We start from the raw sequence: 22,091 nt of genomic DNA, 5'->3' as shown, positions 1-22,091 counted from the left end.
GATCCAAATTATCCCGCTAAACCATCAGGTGAGGCGGGATGAACGTCAGCCAGAACTGGAGTGATTATGTCATTGGAAAATAATAATGACATCGTTTTACATGCCAAAGGAATTTGCAAATATTTTCCCGGAGTACGAGCCCTGAATAACGTTGATTTTATTCTGAGAAAGGGTGAAATCATGGCATTGCTTGGCGAAAACGGTGCAGGAAAGTCCACATTAATTAAGTCGCTGACTGGAGTTTATCAGCGTGACAGCGGTGACATTTTGTTAGATGGAAAGCCCATCAATCCGCAAAGTACCGCTGACGCGCAAGCGCTGGGAATCGGTACCGTGTATCAAGAGGTCAATCTGCTACCGAATATGTCCATTATGGATAACCTGTTCATTGGTCACGAACCGAAGAAATTTGGGTTGGTTGATCGCAAAACAATGCAGACAAAGGCACGAGAGATTGTCAAACAGTACAACCTCAATATCGATGTCACTCAGCCGCTCAATCATTTTTCTGTCGCAATTCAGCAAGTTATCGCTATCGCGAGAGCCGTGTCACTTTCTGCAAAAATTCTGATCCTCGACGAGCCGACCGCCAGTCTGGACAGTAATGAAGTGGAAATGCTGTACGGCATCATGCGAGATTTGCGCGACCAAGGGATTAGCCTCGTCTTTATTACACACTTTTTAGATCAGGTTTATGCGGTCAGTGATCGTATTACGATATTAAGAAATGGCGAGTTGGTCGGCTCCGAGGAAACCGCCAAACTCCCCCGTATTGAGTTGATTAAAATGATGCTCGGCCGTGAACTCGAAGACAACGCCTTGGAAAGGGTCGGTAAAACCCGCCTCAGTGACAGTCCTATCGCGAAATTTGTTCAGTTCGGTAAAAAAGGCACCATTGAGCCGTTTGATCTGGAAATCTATCCCGGTGAAATTGTCGGTTTAGCCGGACTACTTGGCTCAGGCAGAACCGAAACCGCACAAGTCATTTTCGGGATTGAGCCCAATGATAGCGGTGAGAGTTATATCAAAAGTAAGCCGATCAAAATTCGTTCGGCCAGACAAGCTTCCTCTTTGGGATTCGGTTTTTGCCCCGAAGACCGAAAAACAGACGGTATCATTGCATCTGCATCGGTGCGTGAAAATATCATTCTGGCACTTCAGGCTCAACGCGGCTGGTTCCGCCCCTTGTCCCGCACGGAACAAGAAGAAGCGTCAAAACGTTTCATCAGTCAGTTATCGATCAAAACCCCGAGCATGGAACAACCGATCGAATTCTTATCGGGAGGTAATCAGCAAAAAGTGCTGCTGGCTCGGTGGTTATTAACCAAGCCGAAGTTTCTGATTCTCGATGAACCAACCCGAGGGATTGATGTGGGTGCGCACGCGGAAATCATTCGTTTGATTGAGTCCTTATGTGCTAACGGATTGGGCTTGCTGGTCATCTCTTCGGAGTTGGAAGAGCTGGTCGGTTACGCGGATCGGGTGATTGTGCTCAGAGATCGAAAACAGGTGGCAGAAATTCCAGCGGAAAATCTGTCTGTTCCCAATATCATGCAAGCGATTGCTATGTGAGGCGCATCATGGATACATCAAGTTTACGGGCTCATTTCAGCTCGGGCTGGCAACAAAGATTACCCAAAGGCACGCCGCAGATCGCTGCACTCATCTGTGTGCTATTGATTAATAGCCTCGCGGCAGACAACTTCTTTTCTATCAATATACAAGATGGCCGACTGTTCGGTAGTGTGATTGATATCCTCAACCGCTGCTCACCAGTGGCACTATTAACCATTGGCATGACGTTGGTGATTGCCACCGGCGGGATCGATTTGTCCGTCGGTGCCGTGATGGCGATCAGTGGTGCAACATTTGCCAGTCTGGCCACTCAGGGCTATCCGATCGCGGTAATTATTCTGGTCTCATTACTGGCCGGTGCTTTATGTGGTTTGTGGAACGGCTTTCTGGTCGCGATTTTCAAAATACAACCGATCGTTGCCACGCTGATCCTGATGGTTGCCGGGCGAGGCATTGCCCAGCTCATTACCGAAGGACAAATCGTGACATTCAATAATGAAACGTTAGCGTGGATCGGGAGTGGTTCCTTCCTATATCTGCCGGCACCGGTTGTAATCACGATTGTGGTTGCGGTGGCAATTTGGCTGCTGACTCAGAAAACGGCACTAGGTCTGTTTATTGAATCCGTCGGGATTAATATCCGGGCCGCTAAAAATGCCGGTATCAATGCACCAACGGTGGTGATTTCGACTTACGTAATCAGTGGGATTACTGCGGCTGTTGCCGGCATGATCGTCGCGGCCGATATCCGTGGCGCAGATGCCAACAATGCCGGATTATGGCTGGAAATGGATGCGATTCTCGCGGTGGTCATCGGAGGCACCTCCCTTGCCGGAGGGCGTTTCAATCTCTTTATTGCGCTTGTTGGCGCACTAATCATTCAAGGTGTGAACACCGGGATTCTGCTTTCCGGCTATCAGCCCCAATGGAATCAGATCGTCAAAGCGATTGTGGTCTTGCTGGTTCTGGTTATGCAATCTCCGGCCGTGGTGCAACTGCTCAAAGGAGGACGCCGACATGATAAAGCGTAATTTGCCACTCGTTATTACGATTCTGGTATTTATCATTGGCTACCTGATCTGCTTGGTTGAGTTTCCGGCTTTTGCATCAACCCGGGTGATTTGTAATATTCTGACGGACAACGCCTTTTTAGGCATCGTCGCGGTCGGTATGACCTTTGTCATACTCTCCGGTGGGATTGATTTGTCCGTTGGTGCCGTGATTGCGTTTACCGGTGTTTTTCTGGCGAAAATGATTGGTGACTGGCAAGTCGCCCCACAATTGGCCATCGTGATTGTTCTCATCATGGGCAGTGCATTCGGTGCCGGGATGGGATGGTTAATTCACACCTTAAAAATCCCGCCGTTCATCATTACGCTGGCCGGGATGTTCTTCTTGCGGGGAACCAGCTTCCTGATTTCAGAACAGTCGCTGCCGATTACTCACCCATTTTTCCGGGAGCTTTCCCGCAGTATGTGGAAAATTGCCGGTGGCGGACGCCTGAGTTTGTTGGCAGTGATTATGCTGGTGGTGGTGATTATCGGTATCTTCGTCGCCCATCGTACTCGCTTTGGCAATAATGTGTATGCCATTGGGGGAAATGCGGTTTCCGCTGGATTGATGGGGGTTGCCGTCAAACAAACCACCATCGGTATTTACATGCTGTCGACCTTATTGGCGACAACCGCCGGGATTGTATTTGCGATTTACACCTCTGCCGGTTACCCGCTGGCTGCCGTCGGGGTCGAACTGGATGCCATTGCTGCGGTTGTGATCGGAGGAACATTACTTTCCGGTGGTGTCGGAACCGTGTTCGGTTCTCTATTCGGGGTGCTGATTCAAGGGCTGATTCAGACGTATATTACCTTCGATGGCACACTGAGCTCATGGTGGACTAAAATTATCATCGGTATTTTGCTATTCGCTTTCATTGGATTGCAGCGATTACTGATTGTCATTTCAGAACGGAATAAAGTCGTGAACACCATGAAGGCAGCGACTGCCGAAGGGACTTGATCTGTTTCGATAAGCTGAGTCTGTTCTAATGAACGAAGCCGATTCGATCCTTGGTCTATTCGACAAAAAGCCGCTGTGAACCAGCGGCTTTATTCATGGGAGAAGACTTACAGAGAAACGGCAAAAGTGCCTGTTGGTGTCACTGGCAGATACTTCTTATAGAAGTTGAGGTATTCCGCTTCAGGATCCAGATCAGCAAACAGATCCGGATACAATGCTTTGGCAATATACTGCGTCATCGGTGCATCCATAATACTGCGCGAAGCGCCGTGATAGATACCAATCATACGGTTATTCTTGACCGCTGGCAGGCTCTCCCAACCTAAACGGTGCTTGTACCCTTTCAAACGAGCCAATGCTGTCGCACGATCAACATTCTGACCAATAATCATGGCATCATCAGCGCCACCAAATTCATAACCGGTGAGCAGTACAACATCTGGCTGAGCGGCTAAAACTTGCTCAGGATTCAAATGCCCCCACCATTCAACAAACGGCTTGGAGATGTTTTCGCCCCCGGCAACTTCGGCCATCGCACCCCACATATTTTTGCCGAAAGTGTAACCATATTCTTTCGTTCCCGGAAAACCAAACTCAGCATAGATGGTTGGTTTGGGTCGGTTGGCCTTCGCCAGGCGATCTTTCACCAACTGAATCATGTCTTTGTATTCAGTTGCAATTTTCTGTGCTCGCGCTTCCTGACCGGTGATCTGGCCAATAATTAACGTGCTTTCAATATGCCGCTTGAGCGTCTGTGCGTTGTAATCAATCACAATCACCGGGATCCCAGCTTGTTCCATACGACCCACATCACTGCCCAGTCCTTTGTATTGCCACTCCGCCAATACCAACAAATCCGGGTGTAAGCTAATCACTTTTTCGACAGAGAATGTCTGGGTATCCACTTTACCGACATCAGGTAAGGTTGCCAGTGATGGTCGATGTGCAACATACATCGCCCAGTTCGCCGGACGCCACTGCTCCCAAATCCCTTTTGACATCCCTACCACATGATCAAATGACTTTTCCGTACCGATGGCCATATAGTCTTCACCATAAAAACCAAGTACGACGCGTTTGGCTGGTAGGTCAAGCGTGACCTGACGACCTAATACGTCAGTTACCGTCGTCACCTGAGCAACAACCTGAGGTACAAATAGAATCAAAAAAAGCGTCATAAACCTTTTAAGCATGAATGAATTCCTTTACAAACACGGATAGCAAAAACTGGATTTTACCCGATTAGTAAAAAAAATAAATAATATTCATTATCATTTGATAAGAAATATCATCTTCTCTGACGTTCATCATCCTTAAAGACAAAATCATCGTACTGAACAATTGGTGCTTAAAAGATACTCTGGGTAGCCGGGAATGATAATTTTATTGAACACAAAGCACATTCAGTAACGATGAGCCTTTCAACTGACTGACTTTGCCGTTGGTGAACATCCCTTTCTTATCGCCTCCCCAATAAGGCAGGTAAAGAGGCCATTGCTCCCGGTTCATCACCTGAGATGCCAACAGCTGTTTCCACTGACTCTCCGTCGCCATTTTCATGCCAATTTTTTGACAGGTCGCATAGGCTTGTTCATAGCTCAACCGGTTCCAAGGGATTTCATATTCCATATAAAACTGGGATGCTTTCACCCCCAGAAAAGGAATCACATATTTTACCCCGGCAATGGCAGTTTGCCTGCGGATAACAATGTCTTTCCCTACTTTTGGAATACGAGAAGCCGGGGATGTCACGGCCTGATTTGACGTTGGTGCCGTTGGCGTTTTGGCCGCTTGAGGTGGCTGGGGCGGTGTAGATGGCTGTCGTGCGGCACGAGGTTGGCTCACGCGCCGTTGAGCCACAGCTGCTTTCGATGATGTGGTGGTTCTCGCCGCCCCTTGTTGCGATTTACGAACCTCCCGGATAAATGCTTCGTGATATGCTTTCAACCGACGAACTTTTTTGAGTTCCTGTCTTGCTTTGCGAATATCATTATACGGGCCGATCAAACAACGATATTGATTGGCACCGGGTTTCATCCAGACATCCGTAGAAATTTGTCGATAAAGTATCTTCGCATCAGCCAACGGCATCGGCTGACTGAAAATACCACACTGAATCCAGAACATTGAGTTCTGACTCCGAGGTCGGCTTTTGCCCCATAAGCCTTCACCAACCGGACAATTTTTGTCTAATGTGGGAAGCTCTTGTGTAGATGCCTGTGTCGCATCACAAAGAAATTCTTCTTGTGCGTTTACCCAATGAGCCCCAAAAATACAAGAAAATAAGGCAGACCCCATCAGGATATTTCTGGTGACCTTTATCATCACATTCACAACAAATCCTTTCATCACTTTAAGTTGTCAAATAATCAATCGATCACAACCTTGCTCCAATACGATACGAAGAAACATGCAAAAAAAGAGCCGTATCTTTTCATTATACGGCTCAGTTTAGGAAAACTTTCATCGATAAATCAATCGACTTCATCATCCTTTATAAATTTTAGGATTAAAAACATCCCTGAGCCAGTCTCCAAGCAGGTTAATCACCAGAACCAACAAGACCAATACAACGCCGGGGAATGCTGTAATCCACCATGAACCGGAGAAAATATAATTAAAACCGATACTAATCAGCGAGCCAAGCGATGGTTGGTCAACCGGCAATCCAAGACCGAGGAAAGAAAGTGCCGCTTCAGACATGATTGCATTGGCAACCTGAACCGTTGAAATCACCAAAATCGGGGATAAGCAATTGGGCAGGATGTGACGGAACATGATTCGCAGTGATTTAAATCCCATCACACGGGCTGCTTCAACATACTCTTTTTTCTTCTCGGCAAGTACGGAGGCACGAATCGTTCTTGCGTATTGTGGCCATTCGGCAATACCGATGATAACAACCAGCATGATCACCGCATATTCACTATAGAACTCACTCCCAAAACTTGCCTTAAAAATTGCCGAAACAATAATTGCAACCATCATGGTTGAAAAAGATAACTGCACATCGGCAAAACGCATCAAAAAGCTATCAATCCGGCCACCGAAATAACCGGATGAAAGGCCGATGATAATACCGAGAAACAGTTGCAGCGCCACCGCCAAAAAACCGATGGTCAAAGAGAGTCTCGAACCATATAACATCGTCGAGAGGATATCCCGGCCCTGATCATCGGTACCAAGCAAGAAACGACTATCCCCGCCGGGCATCCATGTCGGTGGGATTTCCGAATCCATAATATCCAGCGACGTCAGATCATAAGGATTGGTCGGAGCAATCACTGGTGACAATAAAGAAACCACAACAAAGGTGAGAAAGACAGCAAAGCTGAACATCGCGACTTTGTCATGAGAAAAATAATAGAGAAAATCCGATTTTTTAAAACGCTCCCAGAGAGACGGGGCAGATACGGCCTCTTTCATCATCATGCTCCTTTTCCGGTGAGGTTTACGGTTGGGTTAATCAATCCATAGAGCAGATCGACAATGGTATTCGTCACCACGAAAATGAGCCCGACAAAAATAACATAAGCGGTAATCAATGGTGTATCGACCCGATTGATAGCTTCCAGAAACAGGAAACCGGTACCCGGCCATTGAAAAACCGTCTCGGTCAGGATGGTATAAGCGACCATCGTGCCGAGCTGTACCCCACCAACCGTCAATACCGGTAACATGGTATTTTTCAGGGCATGACGATAGTAAATTTTACGTAATGCCAATCCTTTTGCTTTGGCAAACTTAATGTATTCCGAACTCAGAACTTCCAGCATTTCCGAGCGAACCAGACGAATGAACAACGGCAACATTATCGATGCCAGTGAGATACACGGTAGAATCAAGTGCGCTAAACCATCGAGTGTAAAGAATCCGGATTCCCATCCCAAAACATTGGCAGTGTCACCCCGACCATAAGAAGGCAACCACCCCAGTTCAATCGAGAAAATATACATCAACATGATTGCGGTCAGAAAAACAGGAATCGAGATACCGATACTACTGCCCGCCATAATCAGCTTGGAAAAAAAGCTTTTCGGATGGATCGCTGAATAAACACCAAGAGGAATCGACAGGCTAATAATAATTGCAGCGGCACCGAATACCAGCTCCAGTGTTGCGACCAGTTTTTCCAGAATGACATCCAGCGCTGGACGCTTAAAGAAATACGAAGTCCCAAGATCACCGTGAGATGCAGCTTTTATAAACCGAACATACTTCACCATAAATGGGTCATTGAGCCCCATTTCATCACGAAGAACTTGTCGCTGTGCTTCTGACACGGACTGACCCACCAGCTCACGCAATGGATCACCTAAATTATCCTGAATGGCAAAAGCGACTAAGCTAATGACAAACATAACGACAAACGCCTGAATCAGACGCTTGATCAGGAAAGAGAACATATATTGCCCCTTGGCTATCTGTGACCTCGCTACAAGCCAAATGACTTTAACGAGAGTTCAGTCTGAAAAAGGTGCTTATCCGACTGAATGAAATAAGCACCGTAATAACAGGAAAACAAATACACGCCAGCACTCAATCACCATCTATCGATCAACACAATCTATCGATCAACAAGATATCAAGCTGGCTAAGCAGGTACCGTTACTCTTTAACGATCAGATCACCCAAGTAAGGATAATTCATCGAGTTCACAACAGGTTTGATATCCACATTGGATTTAGCGCCCCAGGCAAGGTTTTGCCAATGTAGCGGTACAAATGCAGCATCCTGATACAACTTCGCTTCAACTTCTTTCAGCATCGTTGAACGTTTGGCTGAATCAGTTTCAACGTTGGATGCCTCGACCAAGCGATCAACTTCCGGATTCGAATAATAACCGCAGTTATACTGGCCTTTACCCGTATCAGAGTTACGTGTCATTGTCAGGTATTCAGAAAAGTTGCCTGAATCCTGTGTATCTGAAGCCCAACCAATCATCAGCATATCTGCGGCACATTTATCAAACTCTGGCCAGTATTGTGCTTTTGGCATGGTTTTCAGGTCGACTTTGATACCGATTTTAGACAACATTGAAGCAACCGCTTGTGCAATTTTTGCATCATTCACATAACGGTTATTCGGCGCAATCATCGAGATGGTAAAGCCTTTTTCATATCCGGCTTCTTTCATCAGCGCTTTGGCTTTTTTCAGGTCGTAACGTGGTTTCAGGTCCGGGTTATAACCCGCATATCCCATCGGACTCTGTTGTGCTGCGGTAGTCGCAAAACCCTTCATGATTTTTTTCACAATACCGGTATTGTTGACGGCATAAGTCACTGCTTCACGCACACGCTTGTCTTTAAAGGCTGGCTGACTTTTCTCATTCATCTGGAAGGTGATAATCCGTTCACCGGGAATGGTGACCAAATCAATGTCTTTTGCTTCATCAATCCGATCCAGATCATTCGGTGCAACTGGTGCAATCATATCAACGTCGCCGGATAGCAGGGCAGCAACACGCGTTGCATCTTCTTTGATTGGTACCCATGTGAGGTGATCAACATTGCCTTTTGAATCTTTATCCCAGTAGTCTTTGAACCGTTCAAACTCGACTTTTACGCCTTGCTCACGATAGGTAACAACAAATGGGCCAGTACCGGATTCATGGGTTGATGCGAAAGAATTACCGTGCTTGATGATTTCTGACTTATCTTTACCATCTTTGGTTTTGCCTGAATAGAACTTGCTATCCATCGCGAAGATATAAGTCGCATTTTGTAAAATGAGTGGGTAAGGGCCTTTGGTCACCAGATCAACAGTATAATCATCAACTTTGACCGCTTTATCGATTGAAGCAAAGATCCCTTTATAATCCCCTGAAGATTTCAGACGATTGAACGTCCAGATAATATCATCTGCGGAAAAAGGGTTACCGGTGTGGAATTTCACACCATGACGCAAATGAAAGCGCATGGTGGTGTCATTGATGCGTTCCCAACTTTTCGCCAAACGAGGTTCAAATTCTTTAGACTGGGTATAGCGAACAAGGGGGTCGAACACCATGTGAGAAAGTTGTAAGGTCGCTTCAGATAACTGTTCTTGAGGGTCCATAGACACCGGATCAGCTGCATAAGCAATCGTAATATCCGCAGCAGCGGCTGAGAAACTCAGTCCAACAGCCATCAATGCCACAGCCAGTTTGGTTTTTATCATTTTCATTGCATAACTCCTTATGCGGGAAGTTCATCCCTTCGTGTGTTTGCTTCTATCTTTTGGGGTTGAGGTCAACGCATTGCCGCAATATCTTCTTTCAGCCCTGTAAACTCAGGCATCAAAGAGATTAACTGACGGCTATATTCATGTTGCGGTGCAGAAAACAACTTTTCTGTCGGTGCAACTTCCAGTAATGTCCCCATCTTCATCACGCCAACCCGATCGCACATTTGGCGAATCACCGGTAAATCATGACTGATAAAGAGCATGGTTAAATTCAATTCCGCTTGTAAGTCTTTCAACAAATTCAGGATTTGCGCCTGAACCGAAACATCCAGCGCAGATGTGGGTTCATCACAAATCAATAATCGGGGCCGCGTCGCCAAAGCACGCGCAATTGAAATACGTTGACGTTGTCCGCCGGAAAACTCATGCGGATACTTAATACCCGCCATTCGTCCCAGTCCAACATGATCCAGCAAATCATAGACAATCTGTCGCGTTTCAGATTCGTTTTTGGTCAAATGATGAAACCGTATCGGCTCAGCGATGATATCAAAGACCTTCATGCGAGGATTCATTGAAGTATACGGATTTTGAAAAACCATCTGCATCTGACGACGTAGCGGACGACGCGCTTTTTCTGAAGTGAGAGCGGTGAGATCGATACCTTCAAAGGTTATCTTCCCAGAGTTTGGTACATACAAACCGGCAATAATGCGTGCAATGGTTGATTTACCTGAACCGGATTCCCCGACCAAGCCGAAGGTTTCGCCTTCCATCACATCAAAACTCACATGGTTTGAAGCTTGCACATACTCACGCCGACTTTCAAACAACGAATCTTTGGTCACAAAACGCAGGTTAACATCTTCGACCTTCAATAATGCACCGGAATAGTCACGCTGATCCTGACGTTGCCCAAGCCAGTGATTCTTAATATCCAGCGGTTCCATCTCACTCGCTTCTTCGATGTAACTGACCAGAGGAAAACGATCAAGCTTGATATCCGAACGGGGGACGGCCGAAATAAGGCTTTTGGTATAAGGGTGCTGCGGTGTTCCCAAAACTTGTGCAGTCGGTCCGAATTCAACGAGATCACCACGATACATCACCGCAACCTGATCGGTTACATTCGACACGACTCCCATATCATGGGTGACGAGCATACAGCCGACTTGATTCTGTACACATAATTCACGAATCAGGCTTAATATTTGATCCTGAATCGAGACATCCAGAGCGGTGGTTGGCTCATCAGCAATAATCAGATCCGGTTCACCTGCCAATGCAATGGCAATAACGACTCGCTGACGCATGCCCCCGGAAAACTGATGTGGGTATTGTTTCAAGCGGTTCTCAGGTTGGGGAATACCAACTTGCTGCATGAGTGCAAGAGCACGCTGATAGGCTTCTTCATCCGTCACTTTCATGTTGGCATGAATCGTTTCTTTCAGTTGCTGTTCAACCGTAAAGAGCGGATTCAATGATGTCATCGGATCCTGAAAAATAAATCCAATTTTCGATCCCCGCACACGTCTCATCTGCTCCGGTGATAGGCCCGAAATCTTTTCACCATTTAAATAAACCTCACCACCGGCAATAATACCCGGAGGGCTGAGCAGATCAATCACGGCATTACCGACGGTTGATTTTCCCGCCCCGGATTCACCGACGACACCGACTATTTCTCCGCGCTCAATCTGAAAAGAAAGAGATTTCACTGCGGCATGTACCCCGTGGCGTGACGGATATTCGATTTGAAGATTTTTAACTTCTAAAAGAGACATGACAAATTTGACCTCTGACTCGCAGTAAATACCGAGCCTAAAGAGTTGAATCCTTTCATATCAGCATATTCTGCTGATCACTCACAAAGCTTATCATTGTGCAAAAATTTCAAAAAAAAGCAATAAACATAGTATATAAATTCAGTATAACCGGAAAACCTGCGATAAAAATCGAATAAAAATGCTTTTTTTGTGCATTATTCTTATGTAAATAAATCGAAAACATCATGTATGAATGTAATCGCCATCAGTTTTAAATATAAATTATATAGAAATATCAGAATAAAACGCTAAATCAAACTCTAGAACCACGAAAAACATTACATGAAAAAATGCTAATAAAACATCAAATATAAATAAGAAATATCGAACATAAACCATACATACAATATATTAGACCAAAATAACCACTCCTGTTGGCTATTAATACCATCATTACATTAACTAAATGTTTACATTCGATAATCTGACAACCTAGTCAATTATACTAAACTCCCCACAGCGTATGTCCACAATACTATGAAACTGAATCTATTCAAAAAACTAATAAACAAAAAACATACTATTTCCATGGGTATAGTGTGAAATCAGACAATGCGGTGACAACCGATACAAAAAAGCCCCGGTATAAAACCGAGGCTCTGAAAGTGATCGGTGAAGAGGGATTCGAACCCCAGAAAACCATCCTCTGGTCCGCTCATTTTTAAAAGAATGGATGCGCAACCAAACGGCGCTATGTCGACGTTCGTGCACTGAAGCAGCCATTAGATGACAACCGATACAAAAAAAGCCCCGGTATAAAACCGAGGCTTTGAAGGTGGTCGGTGAAGAGGGATTCGAACCCCAGAAAACCATCCTCTGGTCCGCTTATTTTTAAAAGAATGGATGCGCAACCAAACAGCGCTATGTTGACGTTCGCGCTCTGAAGCAGACATTAGATAACAACCGATACAAGAAAGCCCCGGTATAAAACCGAGGCTTTGAAAGTGGTCGGTGAAGAGGGATTCGAACCCCCGAAAACCATCCTCTGGTCCGCTTATTTTTAAAAGAATGGATGCGCAACCAAACAGCGCTATGTTGACGTTCGCGCTCTGAAGCAGACATTAGATAACAACCGATACAAGAAAGCCCCGGTATAAAACCGAGGCTTTGAAGGTGGTCGGTGAAGAGGGATTCGAACCCCCGACCCTCTGGTCCCAAACCAGATGCGCTACCAAACTGCGCTATTCACCGAGAATAAATGGGGTGGCTAACGAGACTCGAACTCGCGACAACCGGAATCACAATCCGGGGCTCTACCAACTGAGCTATAGCCACCACTGAAAAGTGGTCGGTGAAGAGGGATTCGAACCCCCGACCCTCTGGTCCCAAACCAGATGCGCTACCAAACTGCGCTATTCACCGATATATTTTATTCTTTGATATTATCTATCACTGCCGACAGCATAGGATACATGCTCAAGGCAAACAGTCCGTTTGTCTCTCTGAAAAACAGCCCAAATGGGGAAATGTTCTCAGGAAAATGGGGTGGCTAACGAGACTCGAACTCGCGACAACCGGAATCACAATCCGGGGCTCTACCAACTGAGCTATAGCCACCATACGTCTGTTGCCGATCATTCCTCCGCAAATGGCGCGCCCGAAAGGATTCGAACCTTCGACCTTTGGCTCCGGAGGCCAACGCTCTATCCAGCTGAGCTACGGGCGCATCATGCCCTATCGGCGGAGGGGAATGATACGGATATCACTCATTGTCGTCTAGCTTTTTTTCAACTTTTTTTCTCGTTTGACGCCTTTTTCGTCAGTCGCTCTTAAAAAAGGCATCTCTTCGATAATCAGACAGTTGAGTCTTGCCAGCAAAGCATCGCATCATACCGTGTTCTATCGTTGCTTTTCCCACTCGATTCGTCAAGAATCCTTTTTAAACATGGCTCTCAAATTAGCAATATGCGCTTGTCCTTTTTCCATTCGTTCCTGAGGTGAAAGTTCTTTTTTCTTCTGTTCCCAAGTCACGTCATCATAAGGTAATTCATCTAAAAAACGACTGTGACTCGGACGAATCAACTCCCCGTACTGACGTCTTTCTTTACAGACGATAAACGTCATCTCTTTCTGGGCCCGGGTAATACCGACATACATCAGTCGCCGCTCTTCTTCGATGTTATCTTCATCAATGCTGGTTTGATGGGGCAAGATACCTTCTTCAGTCCCGAGCAGATAGACATACGGAAATTCCAACCCTTTGGATGCGTGTAAGGTCATCAGTTGTACCGCATCACTGTCATCGTTTTCTTCTCCACGTTCCATCATGTCACGTAAAGTCAGGCGCTGAACGACCTCTTTGAGCGTCTTTTTCTCCTGATCTGGGTTATTGCCCTCCAAATCCGCGACGATCCATGAATAGAGATCGGACACATTTTTCATTCGCATCTCAGCCGCTTTCGGGCTTGATGAGGTTTCATACAGCCAATCTTCATAATGAATATCGCGCACCAGTGATCGCGTGACTTCAACCGTATCCCCCCGCTCTGCCTGATCCGATAACCGCACCAGCCATTGCGTAAAACGCCTTAAATTTTCCAGCCCCTTTCCCGTCAGGTGCTGTTCCAACCCGATTTCAAAACTGGCTTCAAACAGGCTTTTACCGCGCATGTTGGCATAACTGCCCAACTTCTCCAGTGTCACGGGACCAATCTCACGGCGCGGTGTATTAACGATCCGCAGAAAAGCATTGTCATCATCAGGATTCACCAATACCCGCAGATACGCCATGATGTCTTTAATCTCGGCTCGGGCAAAGAAAGACGTTCCCCCTGAAATTTTATAAGGCACGCGGTTCTGCATCAGGCTTTTCTCAATCAAACGGGATTGATGATTCCCCCGGTATAGAATGGCATAGTCACGATATTCCGTATGATTGATAAACTTGTGGGCGATAATCTCACCCGTGACACGTTCTGCTTCATGATCATCATTATTGGCCATGATGACTTTCAGTTGTTCACCATCCGGCAGTTCAGAAAAGAGCCTCTTTTCATAGACGTGTGCATTGTTCGCAATCAAAATATTGGCTGAATGTAAGATCCGATTGGTCGAACGATAATTCTGCTCCAGCTTAATGAGCCGTAAGTTCGGATAATCTTCTCCCAATAACACTAGATTCTGTGGTTTGGCCCCCCGCCATGAATAGATCGACTGGTCGTCATCACCCACAACTGTAAACCGACCGCGCGCTCCCACCAGCAGCTTAACCAACTCATACTGACTGGTATTGGTATCCTGATATTCATCCACCAGCAGATAACGTATTCTTGATTGCCAGTGCTGGCGGACTTGCTCATTGTTCTTCAGTAACCCGACCGGCATCAGAATCAAGTCATCAAAATCCAGTGCATTATAGGCTTTCATCTGGTTCTGATAGAGCTCATAACAAAAAGCAAATAGTTGCTCCTGTTCACCTCTGGCGCTCGCCTTAGCCTGAGCCGGAGAGAACATGTCATTCTTCCAATTGGAGATGGTACTGAGCAACTGACGCAATAAATCTTTATCCCCATCGATCTGTTTTTCCGTCAATGCTTTGAGAAGGGCCAACTGGTCCTGATCATCAAACAAAGAAAAACCAGCCTTAAGACCGAGCGCTTTATATTCCCGACGAATGATATTCAAACCAAGTGTATGGAAGGTCGAAACCATCAAGCCACGGGATTCTTTTTTCCCCAATGTTTGTGCAACCCGCTCTTTCATTTCTCTGGCAGCTTTATTGGTAAACGTCACCGCCGCAATATTGCGAGCCTTATACCCACACTGTTGAACTAAATAGGCAATTTTATTGGTAATTACTCTGGTCTTACCTGATCCGGCACCGGCAAGGACTAAACAGGGGCCCGATATATATTTGACGGCTTCATCTTGTCTTGGATTTAACTTCATCCGTTATCTCATCTGCTCTGAACTTGATGACTGGTTTATGAGGATATTCACACGTCCTCATGATAATGCTCGGCTGATAAATTTACCACTCGGGTAAATATGCGAGTTTTTACATAATTTACTGCACAAGTGTGTTGCATATATGGCTACTCTGTAAGCTATAATGGCAACCTAATTCATGCTTCAATACCAAAAAGTTAGCAATCAAGCGAACCAATCATTCTGATAGCGGATTCATTTTTATCGGGACATCTTGTTGCACAAACTGGGAAAATAACTCGTTGAGGCTAGTTCATCATTAAACTTGGAGTTTAACATCGAATGAAAAAGCGGACATTATTATGGACACTCTCGATGCTACTGATTGTTATTGTGCTGTTAGGTAGTGTTATCGGAGTCAATTTGTTCAAGCAAAAAGCGATGAATGACTATTTTGCGAACATGCCCGAACCCTCATTTCCGATTACAGTTTCTCAAATCAAAGTACAAGATTGGACGCCTGTTATTGAAGCGATCGGTTTTATCGAACCGAAGCAGGGGGTCACACTCACCTCCGAAACCAGTGGTGTCATTAAAGATATCACATTCGAGTCAGGCGCTTTCGTCGAAAAAGGACAGATGCTGATGACGCTTGATTCTGCTGTTGAAAAAGCGAACCTAAAAAGTGCGCAAGCTCGTTTGCCTGCGGCAAAAGCAAAATATGAGCGCTACAGAGGCCTGTATGCAAAAGGGTCTTTGTCTCAAGAATCTTTCGATGAAGCTGAAGCTGCTTATTTCTCTCTGTCTGCAGATATCGAAAGTTTGAAAGCGACTATCGCCCGGCGTGAAATCACAGCCCCCTTCTCCGGTTCGGTGGGTATCCGCAATATCTATGTCGGTCAATATATGAATATCGGCTCCACTATCGTCCGTCTGGAAGATACTTCCGTGATGCGTCTGCACTTTACAATACCGCAGACCGACCTATCTAAGATTTCGGTTGGTCAAACAGTCAACATCACTGTCGATGCTTATCCGGATGACTCGTTCAAAGGGACGATTAAAGCTATCGAACCTGCGGTCAGTGCACAGAGTGGCTTGGTTCAGGTGGAAGCCAATATTCCAAATAGCGATGGCAAGCTACGCAGCGGGATGTTCGCCAAAGCAAATATCCTACTGCCGGTTCAAAAAGATCAGGTAATTATTCCTCAGGTGGCAATTGCCTACACGCTTTATGGTGACAGTGTTTACATTGTGACCGAGAAAGATGGTGAAAAGCGTGTCAAACAACATGTTATTGAGGTAGGAGAACGCAAAAAAGATGTAGCTCACATATTAAGTGGTGTGAAAGACGGAGATACGATTGTGACCTCCGGTCAGGTCCGCTTAAGTAATGGGGCAAAAGTTCATGTGGTGGAAAGTGATACGCTGACACCATCATCTGAAGTTCCCATGCTTTAACCGGAGGTTCCATGCGTTTTACTGATATTTTCATCAAACGTCCGGTTCTCGCCATATCACTGAGCCTCTTGATTGCATTGCTTGGATTACAAGCCGTATTCAAACTGCAAATCCGAGAGTATCCAGAGATGACGAACACCGTGATCACTGTGACGACTGGCTACTATGGCGCCAGCTCGGATTTGATTCAAGGATTCATCACCCAACCCTTAGAGCAAGCGATTGCTCAAGCCGATAATATCGACTACATGACCTCTTCATCCTCAATGGGTGGTTCAACAATTACGGTCAAAATGAAGCTCAATACCGACCCGAATGCGGCATTGGCTGATATCCTGGCAAAAACCAATTCGGTACGCTCACAGTTGCCAAAAGAAGCGGAAGACCCGAGTGTAACGATGTCAACCGGCTCAACGACTGCGGTAGTCTATATTGGCTTTTCCAGTGATGAACTTAATTCCAGCCAAATCAACGACTATCTCGAGCGCGTGGTCAATCCACAGTTATTCTCGGTCAGTGGTGTGTCGAAAGTTGATCTCTATGGCGGGATCAAATATGGCCTGCGTATTTGGTTAGACCCGAATAAGATGGCCGCACTGAAACTGTCTGCTTCACAAGTCATGAGTGTGCTGAGCGCCAATAACTACCAATCGGCGACCGGGCAGTCGACAGGAGAGTTTGTTCTCTATAATGGGGATGCGGATACACAGGTTTCCACGCCAACAGAGTTAGAACGGTTGGTCATCAAGTCGGATGAGGGGCAAATCATTCGTCTGGGAGACATTGCTAAAGTCTCGCTGGCAAAGAGTCATGATACCTATCGGGCAACCGCCAACGGAAAAGAAGCCATCGTTGCCGCTATCAATGCTGCTCCCAGTGCTAACCCGATCGATATTGCTCGAGATGTCAGAGCTATCATGCCGCGCATCGACAAGAATATGCCGAGCAATATCAAGATGACGATGCTCTATGACTCGACAGAAGCAATCAACGAGTCGATTGACGAGGTGATCAAAACCATCGGAGAAGCCGTTTTAATCGTGTTGGTAGTGATTACTCTGTTCCTTGGTTCTTTCCGCGCGGTCATGATTCCGATTATCACGATTCCACTGTCTCTGATCGGGGTTTCTCTGGTGATGCAAGCTTTCGGGTTTTCCTGGAACTTAATGACTCTGCTTGCCATGGTGCTTGCCATCGGTTTGGTGGTTGATGATGCGATCGTTGTTCTTGAAAACGTTGACCGTCACATCAAGTTGGGTGAAACACCGTTCAGGGCTGCAATTATCGGAACCCGAGAAATTGCACTGCCGGTCATTGCCATGACACTGACGCTGGCAGCGGTATACGCACCAATCGCTCTGACCCAAGGGATTACAGGCTCACTATTTAAAGAGTTCGCATTATCTCTGGCAGGCTCAGTGATCGTTTCAGGGATTATCGCCCTGACACTCTCACCGATGATGTGTTCAAAAATGCTTGTCGCACATAGTTCCCCTAGCGGATTTGAAAGTAAGGTTCACTCAATATTGGATCGTGTCACCAACCGCTACGAGAAAATGCTGTCCGCGGTCATGCTGCACCGTACCGTTGTGATTGCTTTTGCATTAATCATCCTTGCCAGCCTCCCGGTTCTCTTTAAATTTATTCCGACCGAACTGGCCCCGGCTGAAGATAAAGGGGTGGTGATGTTTATTGCCAATGGTCAGTCCAATGCCAACCTCGATTACATGCAAAAAACCATGGAACACGTCAATGACATTCTGATGGCTCAACCCGAAGTTGACTTGAATTTGGAATTCACTGGTGTACCCACATCAAACCAGTCGCTGGGTTTCTCCGTCATGGTGCCTTGGAGTCAACGTGAAGCAAGTCAGGCTGAGATACAGAAACGACTCCAAGGGCTGCTGAAAGAAGTACCGAGTATGTCCGTTTCAGCCTTCGAGATGCCAGAACTCCCGGGTGCAGGTTCAGGTCTACCGATTCAGTTAGTGTTGAAAACCCCCAATAGCTTTGAAAACCTGTTTACTTTGGCTTCAGACATTCTGGACAAAGTTCAACATAGTCCCTTGTTTGTCTACTCAACACTGGATCTGAACTTCGATTCTGCAACGATGAAGATCAGCATTGATAAAGACAAAGCGGGTGCTTATGGGGTGACGATGCAGGATATTGGTATGACCCTAGCAGCGCTGATGGCTGACGGGTATGTCAATCGCGTTGATCTCTATGGACGCTCGTATGAAGTGATTCCGCAAGTCGAGCGTAAGTACCGACTCAATCCAGAATCGATGAATAATTACTATGTACTGGCTGCCAATGGCGATGCCATTCCCTTACGTAGTCTGATTAAGATTGATGTGGTTTCGGAACCTCGGGCATTGCCTCACTTTAACCAGTTGAACTCGGCAACGATCAGTGCAGTACCAACCCCCGGAGTCACGATGGGAAGTGCTCTCGAATGGTTGAATCATGAAGTTGATAAGACACTACCGGTCGGATACACCCGTGACTACATGGGGGAATCTCGTCAGTTCATTACCGAAGGGAGCGCACTCTATACAACCTTTGCTCTCGCTTTGGCAATCATCTTCTTGGTTCTGGCGATTCAGTTTGAATCTGTCAGAGATCCCATCGTCATCATGGTCTCTGTACCACTTGCAATCTGTGGGGCTTTAGTCGCCCTGGCATGGGGCGGGTTCTTTGGTTTCACGTCTCTCAATATCTATTCTCAGGTCGGATTGATTACCTTGATTGGCTTGATAACCAAGCACGGCATCTTGATTTGTGAGGTTGCCAAAGAGGTACAGTTGAAATTCAATAAAGATCGGATTGAAGCTGTTATGGAGGCCGCTAAGATTCGTCTGCGTCCAATCCTGATGACAACAGCCGCAATGATTGCCGGCCTGATTCCGTTAATGTCTGCCACCGGTGCCGGTGCCAAACAACGTTTCAGTATCGGTATTGTGATTGTTGCCGGGCTTGCAATCGGAACATTGTTTACACTGTTTGTTCTCCCGGTCATCTATAGTTACTTGGCAGAGAAACACAAACCACTGCCGGTTTTTGTAGAAGACGATGAAGAAAAGCAATCAACCGATGAAACACCAAACCATACGGCTTCATAGGTACTTCGCCGGGTGTGTTTAATATCCAGATAAGTAAAAGGCCACACGTTGTGGCCTTTTTTGTCCACTTTGATAACGACTTTCTTACCTGAATTACATAGAATAACAGCAGTAGAAGAGGAGTTTTACCCTATATGTTTGATCCCAAAAAACTAGAGCAAGTCGCAAAACAGATTCATGATGCCATGCCTCAACCGGTCAAAGACCTTGGCGCTGATGTTGAACAAAAAGTTCGTCAGGTTATTCAGGGACAATTGAATAAGCTGGATGTTGTTAGTCGTGAAGAATTTGATGTTCAGACACAAGTATTACTTCGTACCCGTGAAAAACTGACTCAACTGGAAGCAAAAGTTACTGAGTTGGAAGATAAGTTATCCAAACAAGATCAGTAACCTCTATGCACGGAGAACAACTTGTCATGTCCTGCAAGTTGTCATGACACACCGTCTGGTATTCAAAAGCAAAAGGCCTGAATCATTCAATTCAGGCCTTTTTATTATCTCATCAGTGTAGCGAGAATCATCGCCATCCCAAGGGTGACGACTGTATCACTCAACTTAACCACCAACAGCAATACGCTTCATGTCTTTCATATAGCCACGCAATTCTTCACCAATGTACTCAACCGGATGATTGCGAATCACGCTGTTCACATCGATCAGATAAGCATTATCAACCTGATTAGATGTTTCGCCTAAACCTTTACCAATCACATCCGTGCTCACTGAAGGCATGAATTTTTCACGCAGTAGCGGTGTCGCAACATTGGCAAATAGGTAGTTTCCGTATTCAGCTGTATCAGAGATAACAACATTCATTTCATACAAACGTTTACGAGCGATAGTATTGGCAATCAGTGGTAGCTCATGCAGAGATTCGTAATAAGCTGACTCATCAATGATTCCGGAAGCCGTCATTGCTTCAAATGCCAATTCAACACCGGCACGAACCATCGCGATCATCAGGATACCGTGGTCGAAATACTCTTGTTCAGTGATTTTCACATCGGATTCAGGGTAGTTCTCAAATGCCGTTTCACCCGTTTCTTTACGCCAGTTCAACAGATTTGCGTCATCATTTGCCCAGTCAGCCATCATTGTGCTAGAAAATTCGCCGACAATGATATCATCCATGTGTTTGTTATACAGAGGACGCAACAAGTCTTTCAATTCTTCAGACAGTTCGAATGCTTTAATTTTCGCTGGATTCGACAGACGATCCATCATATGTGTAATACCACCGAACTTCAGTGCTTCAGTGATCGTTTCCCAACCATATTGCAGCAGTTTTCCTGCATAACCGGCATCGATACCTTCAGCAATCATTTTTTCGTAGCATACGATAGAGCCAGCCTGCAACATACCGCACAGAATCGTTTGCTCACCCATCAAATCTGATTTAACTTCGGCAACAAACGAAGACTCCAGACAACCCGCACGGTGTCCGCCGGTGGCAGCAGCCCACGCTTTCGCGATTTCCAGACCATCTCCTTGTGGATCATTTTCCGGGTGAACAGCAATGAGTGTCGGAACACCGAAACCACGCTTATACTCTTCACGAACTTCAGTTCCCGGACACTTCGGTGCAACCATCACAACCGTCAAATCTTTACGGACTTGCATCCCTTCTTCAACGATGTTGAAGCCATGTGAATAGCCCAGTGCTGCGCCTTCTTTCATCAGAGGCATGATGGTTTCAACAACATTGGTATGCTGTTTATCAGGCGTCAGGTTAACCACCAGATCAGCTTGAGGAATCAGTTGTTCATAGCTACCTACTTCAAAACCATTGTCTTTTGCATTCTTATAGGACTGACGTTGCTCATCGATAGCCGCCTGACGCAGTGCATACGCAACATCCAGACCAGAATCACGCATGTTCAGGCCTTGGTTTAAACCTTGTGCACCACAACCAACGATCACAACTTTCTTACCTTTGAGGTAATCTGCTTCAGTGGCAAATTCTTCACGGTCCATAAAACGGCAACGGCCAAGTTGATCCAGTTGCTGACGTAAGTTCAGTGTATTGAAATAGTTAGCCATGTAGGGCTCCTTCG

General features: G+C 46.0%; 13 protein-coding genes, 5 tRNA genes and 1 pseudogene. 6 read left to right on the top strand and 13 right to left on the bottom strand.

The window, feature by feature from the left end; genetic code table 11:
* Nucleotides 1-66 precede the first annotated feature (66 nt).
* From ytfR to yjfF, 3 genes are read left to right on the top strand one after another with little or no spacing between them, the layout of a single operon-like run.
* Nucleotides 67-1,572 carry a galactofuranose ABC transporter, ATP-binding protein YtfR gene (gene ytfR / locus MKS89_RS00400; protein ID WP_072962936.1) on the top strand — a complete coding sequence of 502 codons (1,506 nt, stop codon included), beginning with the start codon at nucleotides 67-69 and terminating at the stop codon, nucleotides 1,570-1,572.
* Between the two features lie 8 nt (nucleotides 1,573-1,580).
* The gene (gene ytfT / locus MKS89_RS00395; RefSeq protein ID WP_072962934.1) at nucleotides 1,581-2,606 is read left to right on the top strand and encodes a galactofuranose ABC transporter, ATP-binding protein YtfT; all 1,026 of its coding nucleotides are present in this window, start codon (nucleotides 1,581-1,583) and stop codon (nucleotides 2,604-2,606) included.
* Nucleotides 2,593-3,591, top strand: coding sequence for a galactofuranose ABC transporter, permease protein YjfF (gene yjfF / locus MKS89_RS00390; RefSeq protein WP_072962931.1), 999 nt, complete (start codon nucleotides 2,593-2,595; stop codon nucleotides 3,589-3,591). Before ytfT ends, yjfF begins: the two co-directional genes overlap by 14 nt.
* A gap of 107 nt (nucleotides 3,592-3,698) precedes the next feature.
* Here yjfF and MKS89_RS00385 read toward each other — a convergent pair whose 3' ends face one another.
* From MKS89_RS00385 to rep, 12 genes are all read right to left on the bottom strand, one after another.
* A complete protein-coding gene (locus MKS89_RS00385) occupies nucleotides 3,699-4,784 on the bottom strand; it encodes an ABC transporter substrate-binding protein (RefSeq protein WP_072962929.1) in 1,086 nt (361 codons plus the stop codon).
* Between the two features lie 190 nt (nucleotides 4,785-4,974).
* On the bottom strand, nucleotides 4,975-5,916 hold the full coding sequence (locus MKS89_RS00380) for an SPOR domain-containing protein (protein WP_235862448.1): 942 nt from the start codon (nucleotides 5,914-5,916) through the stop codon (nucleotides 4,975-4,977).
* Nucleotides 5,917-6,078: 162 nt separating this feature from the next.
* Nucleotides 6,079-7,017 carry an ABC transporter permease gene (locus MKS89_RS00375; protein ID WP_072962923.1) on the bottom strand — a complete coding sequence of 313 codons (939 nt, stop codon included), beginning with the start codon at nucleotides 7,015-7,017 and terminating at the stop codon, nucleotides 6,079-6,081.
* A 2-nt stretch (nucleotides 7,018-7,019) separates the two neighbouring features.
* A complete protein-coding gene (locus MKS89_RS00370) occupies nucleotides 7,020-7,997 on the bottom strand; it encodes an ABC transporter permease (protein WP_072962920.1) in 978 nt (325 codons plus the stop codon).
* Nucleotides 7,998-8,199: 202 nt separating this feature from the next.
* Nucleotides 8,200-9,756 (bottom strand): ABC transporter substrate-binding protein, encoded by a 1,557-nt coding sequence (locus MKS89_RS00365; protein WP_072962918.1) that lies wholly within the window; start codon nucleotides 9,754-9,756, stop codon nucleotides 8,200-8,202.
* Nucleotides 9,757-9,821: 65 nt separating this feature from the next.
* Nucleotides 9,822-11,540: a dipeptide ABC transporter ATP-binding protein gene (locus tag MKS89_RS00360; RefSeq protein WP_072962916.1), complete on the bottom strand. Its 1,719-nt coding sequence runs from the start codon at nucleotides 11,538-11,540 to the stop codon at nucleotides 9,822-9,824.
* A 1,156-nt stretch (nucleotides 11,541-12,696) separates the two neighbouring features.
* Nucleotides 12,697-12,773, bottom strand: a tRNA-Pro gene (locus MKS89_RS00355).
* 8 nt (nucleotides 12,774-12,781) lie between these two features.
* A tRNA-His gene (locus MKS89_RS00350) sits at nucleotides 12,782-12,857 on the bottom strand.
* Nucleotides 12,858-12,867: 10 nt separating this feature from the next.
* A tRNA-Pro gene (locus MKS89_RS00345) sits at nucleotides 12,868-12,944 on the bottom strand.
* Nucleotides 12,945-13,063: 119 nt separating this feature from the next.
* Nucleotides 13,064-13,139 (bottom strand) — tRNA-His (locus MKS89_RS00340).
* A 32-nt stretch (nucleotides 13,140-13,171) separates the two neighbouring features.
* Nucleotides 13,172-13,248 (bottom strand) — tRNA-Arg (locus tag MKS89_RS00335).
* 200 nt (nucleotides 13,249-13,448) lie between these two features.
* A complete protein-coding gene (rep, locus tag MKS89_RS00330; protein ID WP_072962913.1) occupies nucleotides 13,449-15,470 on the bottom strand; it encodes a DNA helicase Rep in 2,022 nt (673 codons plus the stop codon).
* A 321-nt stretch (nucleotides 15,471-15,791) separates the two neighbouring features.
* On the opposite strand from rep, the gene MKS89_RS00325 reads away from it, so the two are divergent.
* The 3 genes and pseudogenes from MKS89_RS00325 to ubiK all read left to right on the top strand — a co-directional run bounded on the left by MKS89_RS00325 (nucleotide 15,792) and on the right by ubiK (nucleotide 20,427).
* Entirely contained in the window at nucleotides 15,792-16,910 is a 1,119-nt protein-coding gene (locus MKS89_RS00325; protein ID WP_072962911.1) for an efflux RND transporter periplasmic adaptor subunit, read from the top strand.
* An 11-nt stretch (nucleotides 16,911-16,921) separates the two neighbouring features.
* A pseudogene (locus MKS89_RS00320) lies at nucleotides 16,922-19,990 on the top strand (multidrug efflux RND transporter permease subunit); the annotation flags it as partial.
* A 179-nt stretch (nucleotides 19,991-20,169) separates the two neighbouring features.
* A complete protein-coding gene (gene ubiK / locus MKS89_RS00315) occupies nucleotides 20,170-20,427 on the top strand; it encodes a ubiquinone biosynthesis accessory factor UbiK (protein ID WP_072962903.1) in 258 nt (85 codons plus the stop codon).
* 165 nt (nucleotides 20,428-20,592) lie between these two features.
* On the opposite strand, the gene ilvC is transcribed toward ubiK, so the two are convergent.
* Nucleotides 20,593-22,077: a ketol-acid reductoisomerase gene (gene ilvC / locus MKS89_RS00310; protein WP_072962901.1), complete on the bottom strand. Its 1,485-nt coding sequence runs from the start codon at nucleotides 22,075-22,077 to the stop codon at nucleotides 20,593-20,595.
* Between the last annotated feature and the right edge of the window lie 14 nt (nucleotides 22,078-22,091).

This window comes from Vibrio gazogenes (assembly GCF_023920225.1).
Classification (GTDB): domain Bacteria; phylum Pseudomonadota; class Gammaproteobacteria; order Enterobacterales; family Vibrionaceae; genus Vibrio; species Vibrio gazogenes.
This window is presented reverse-complemented; position numbering and strand designations above follow the sequence as displayed.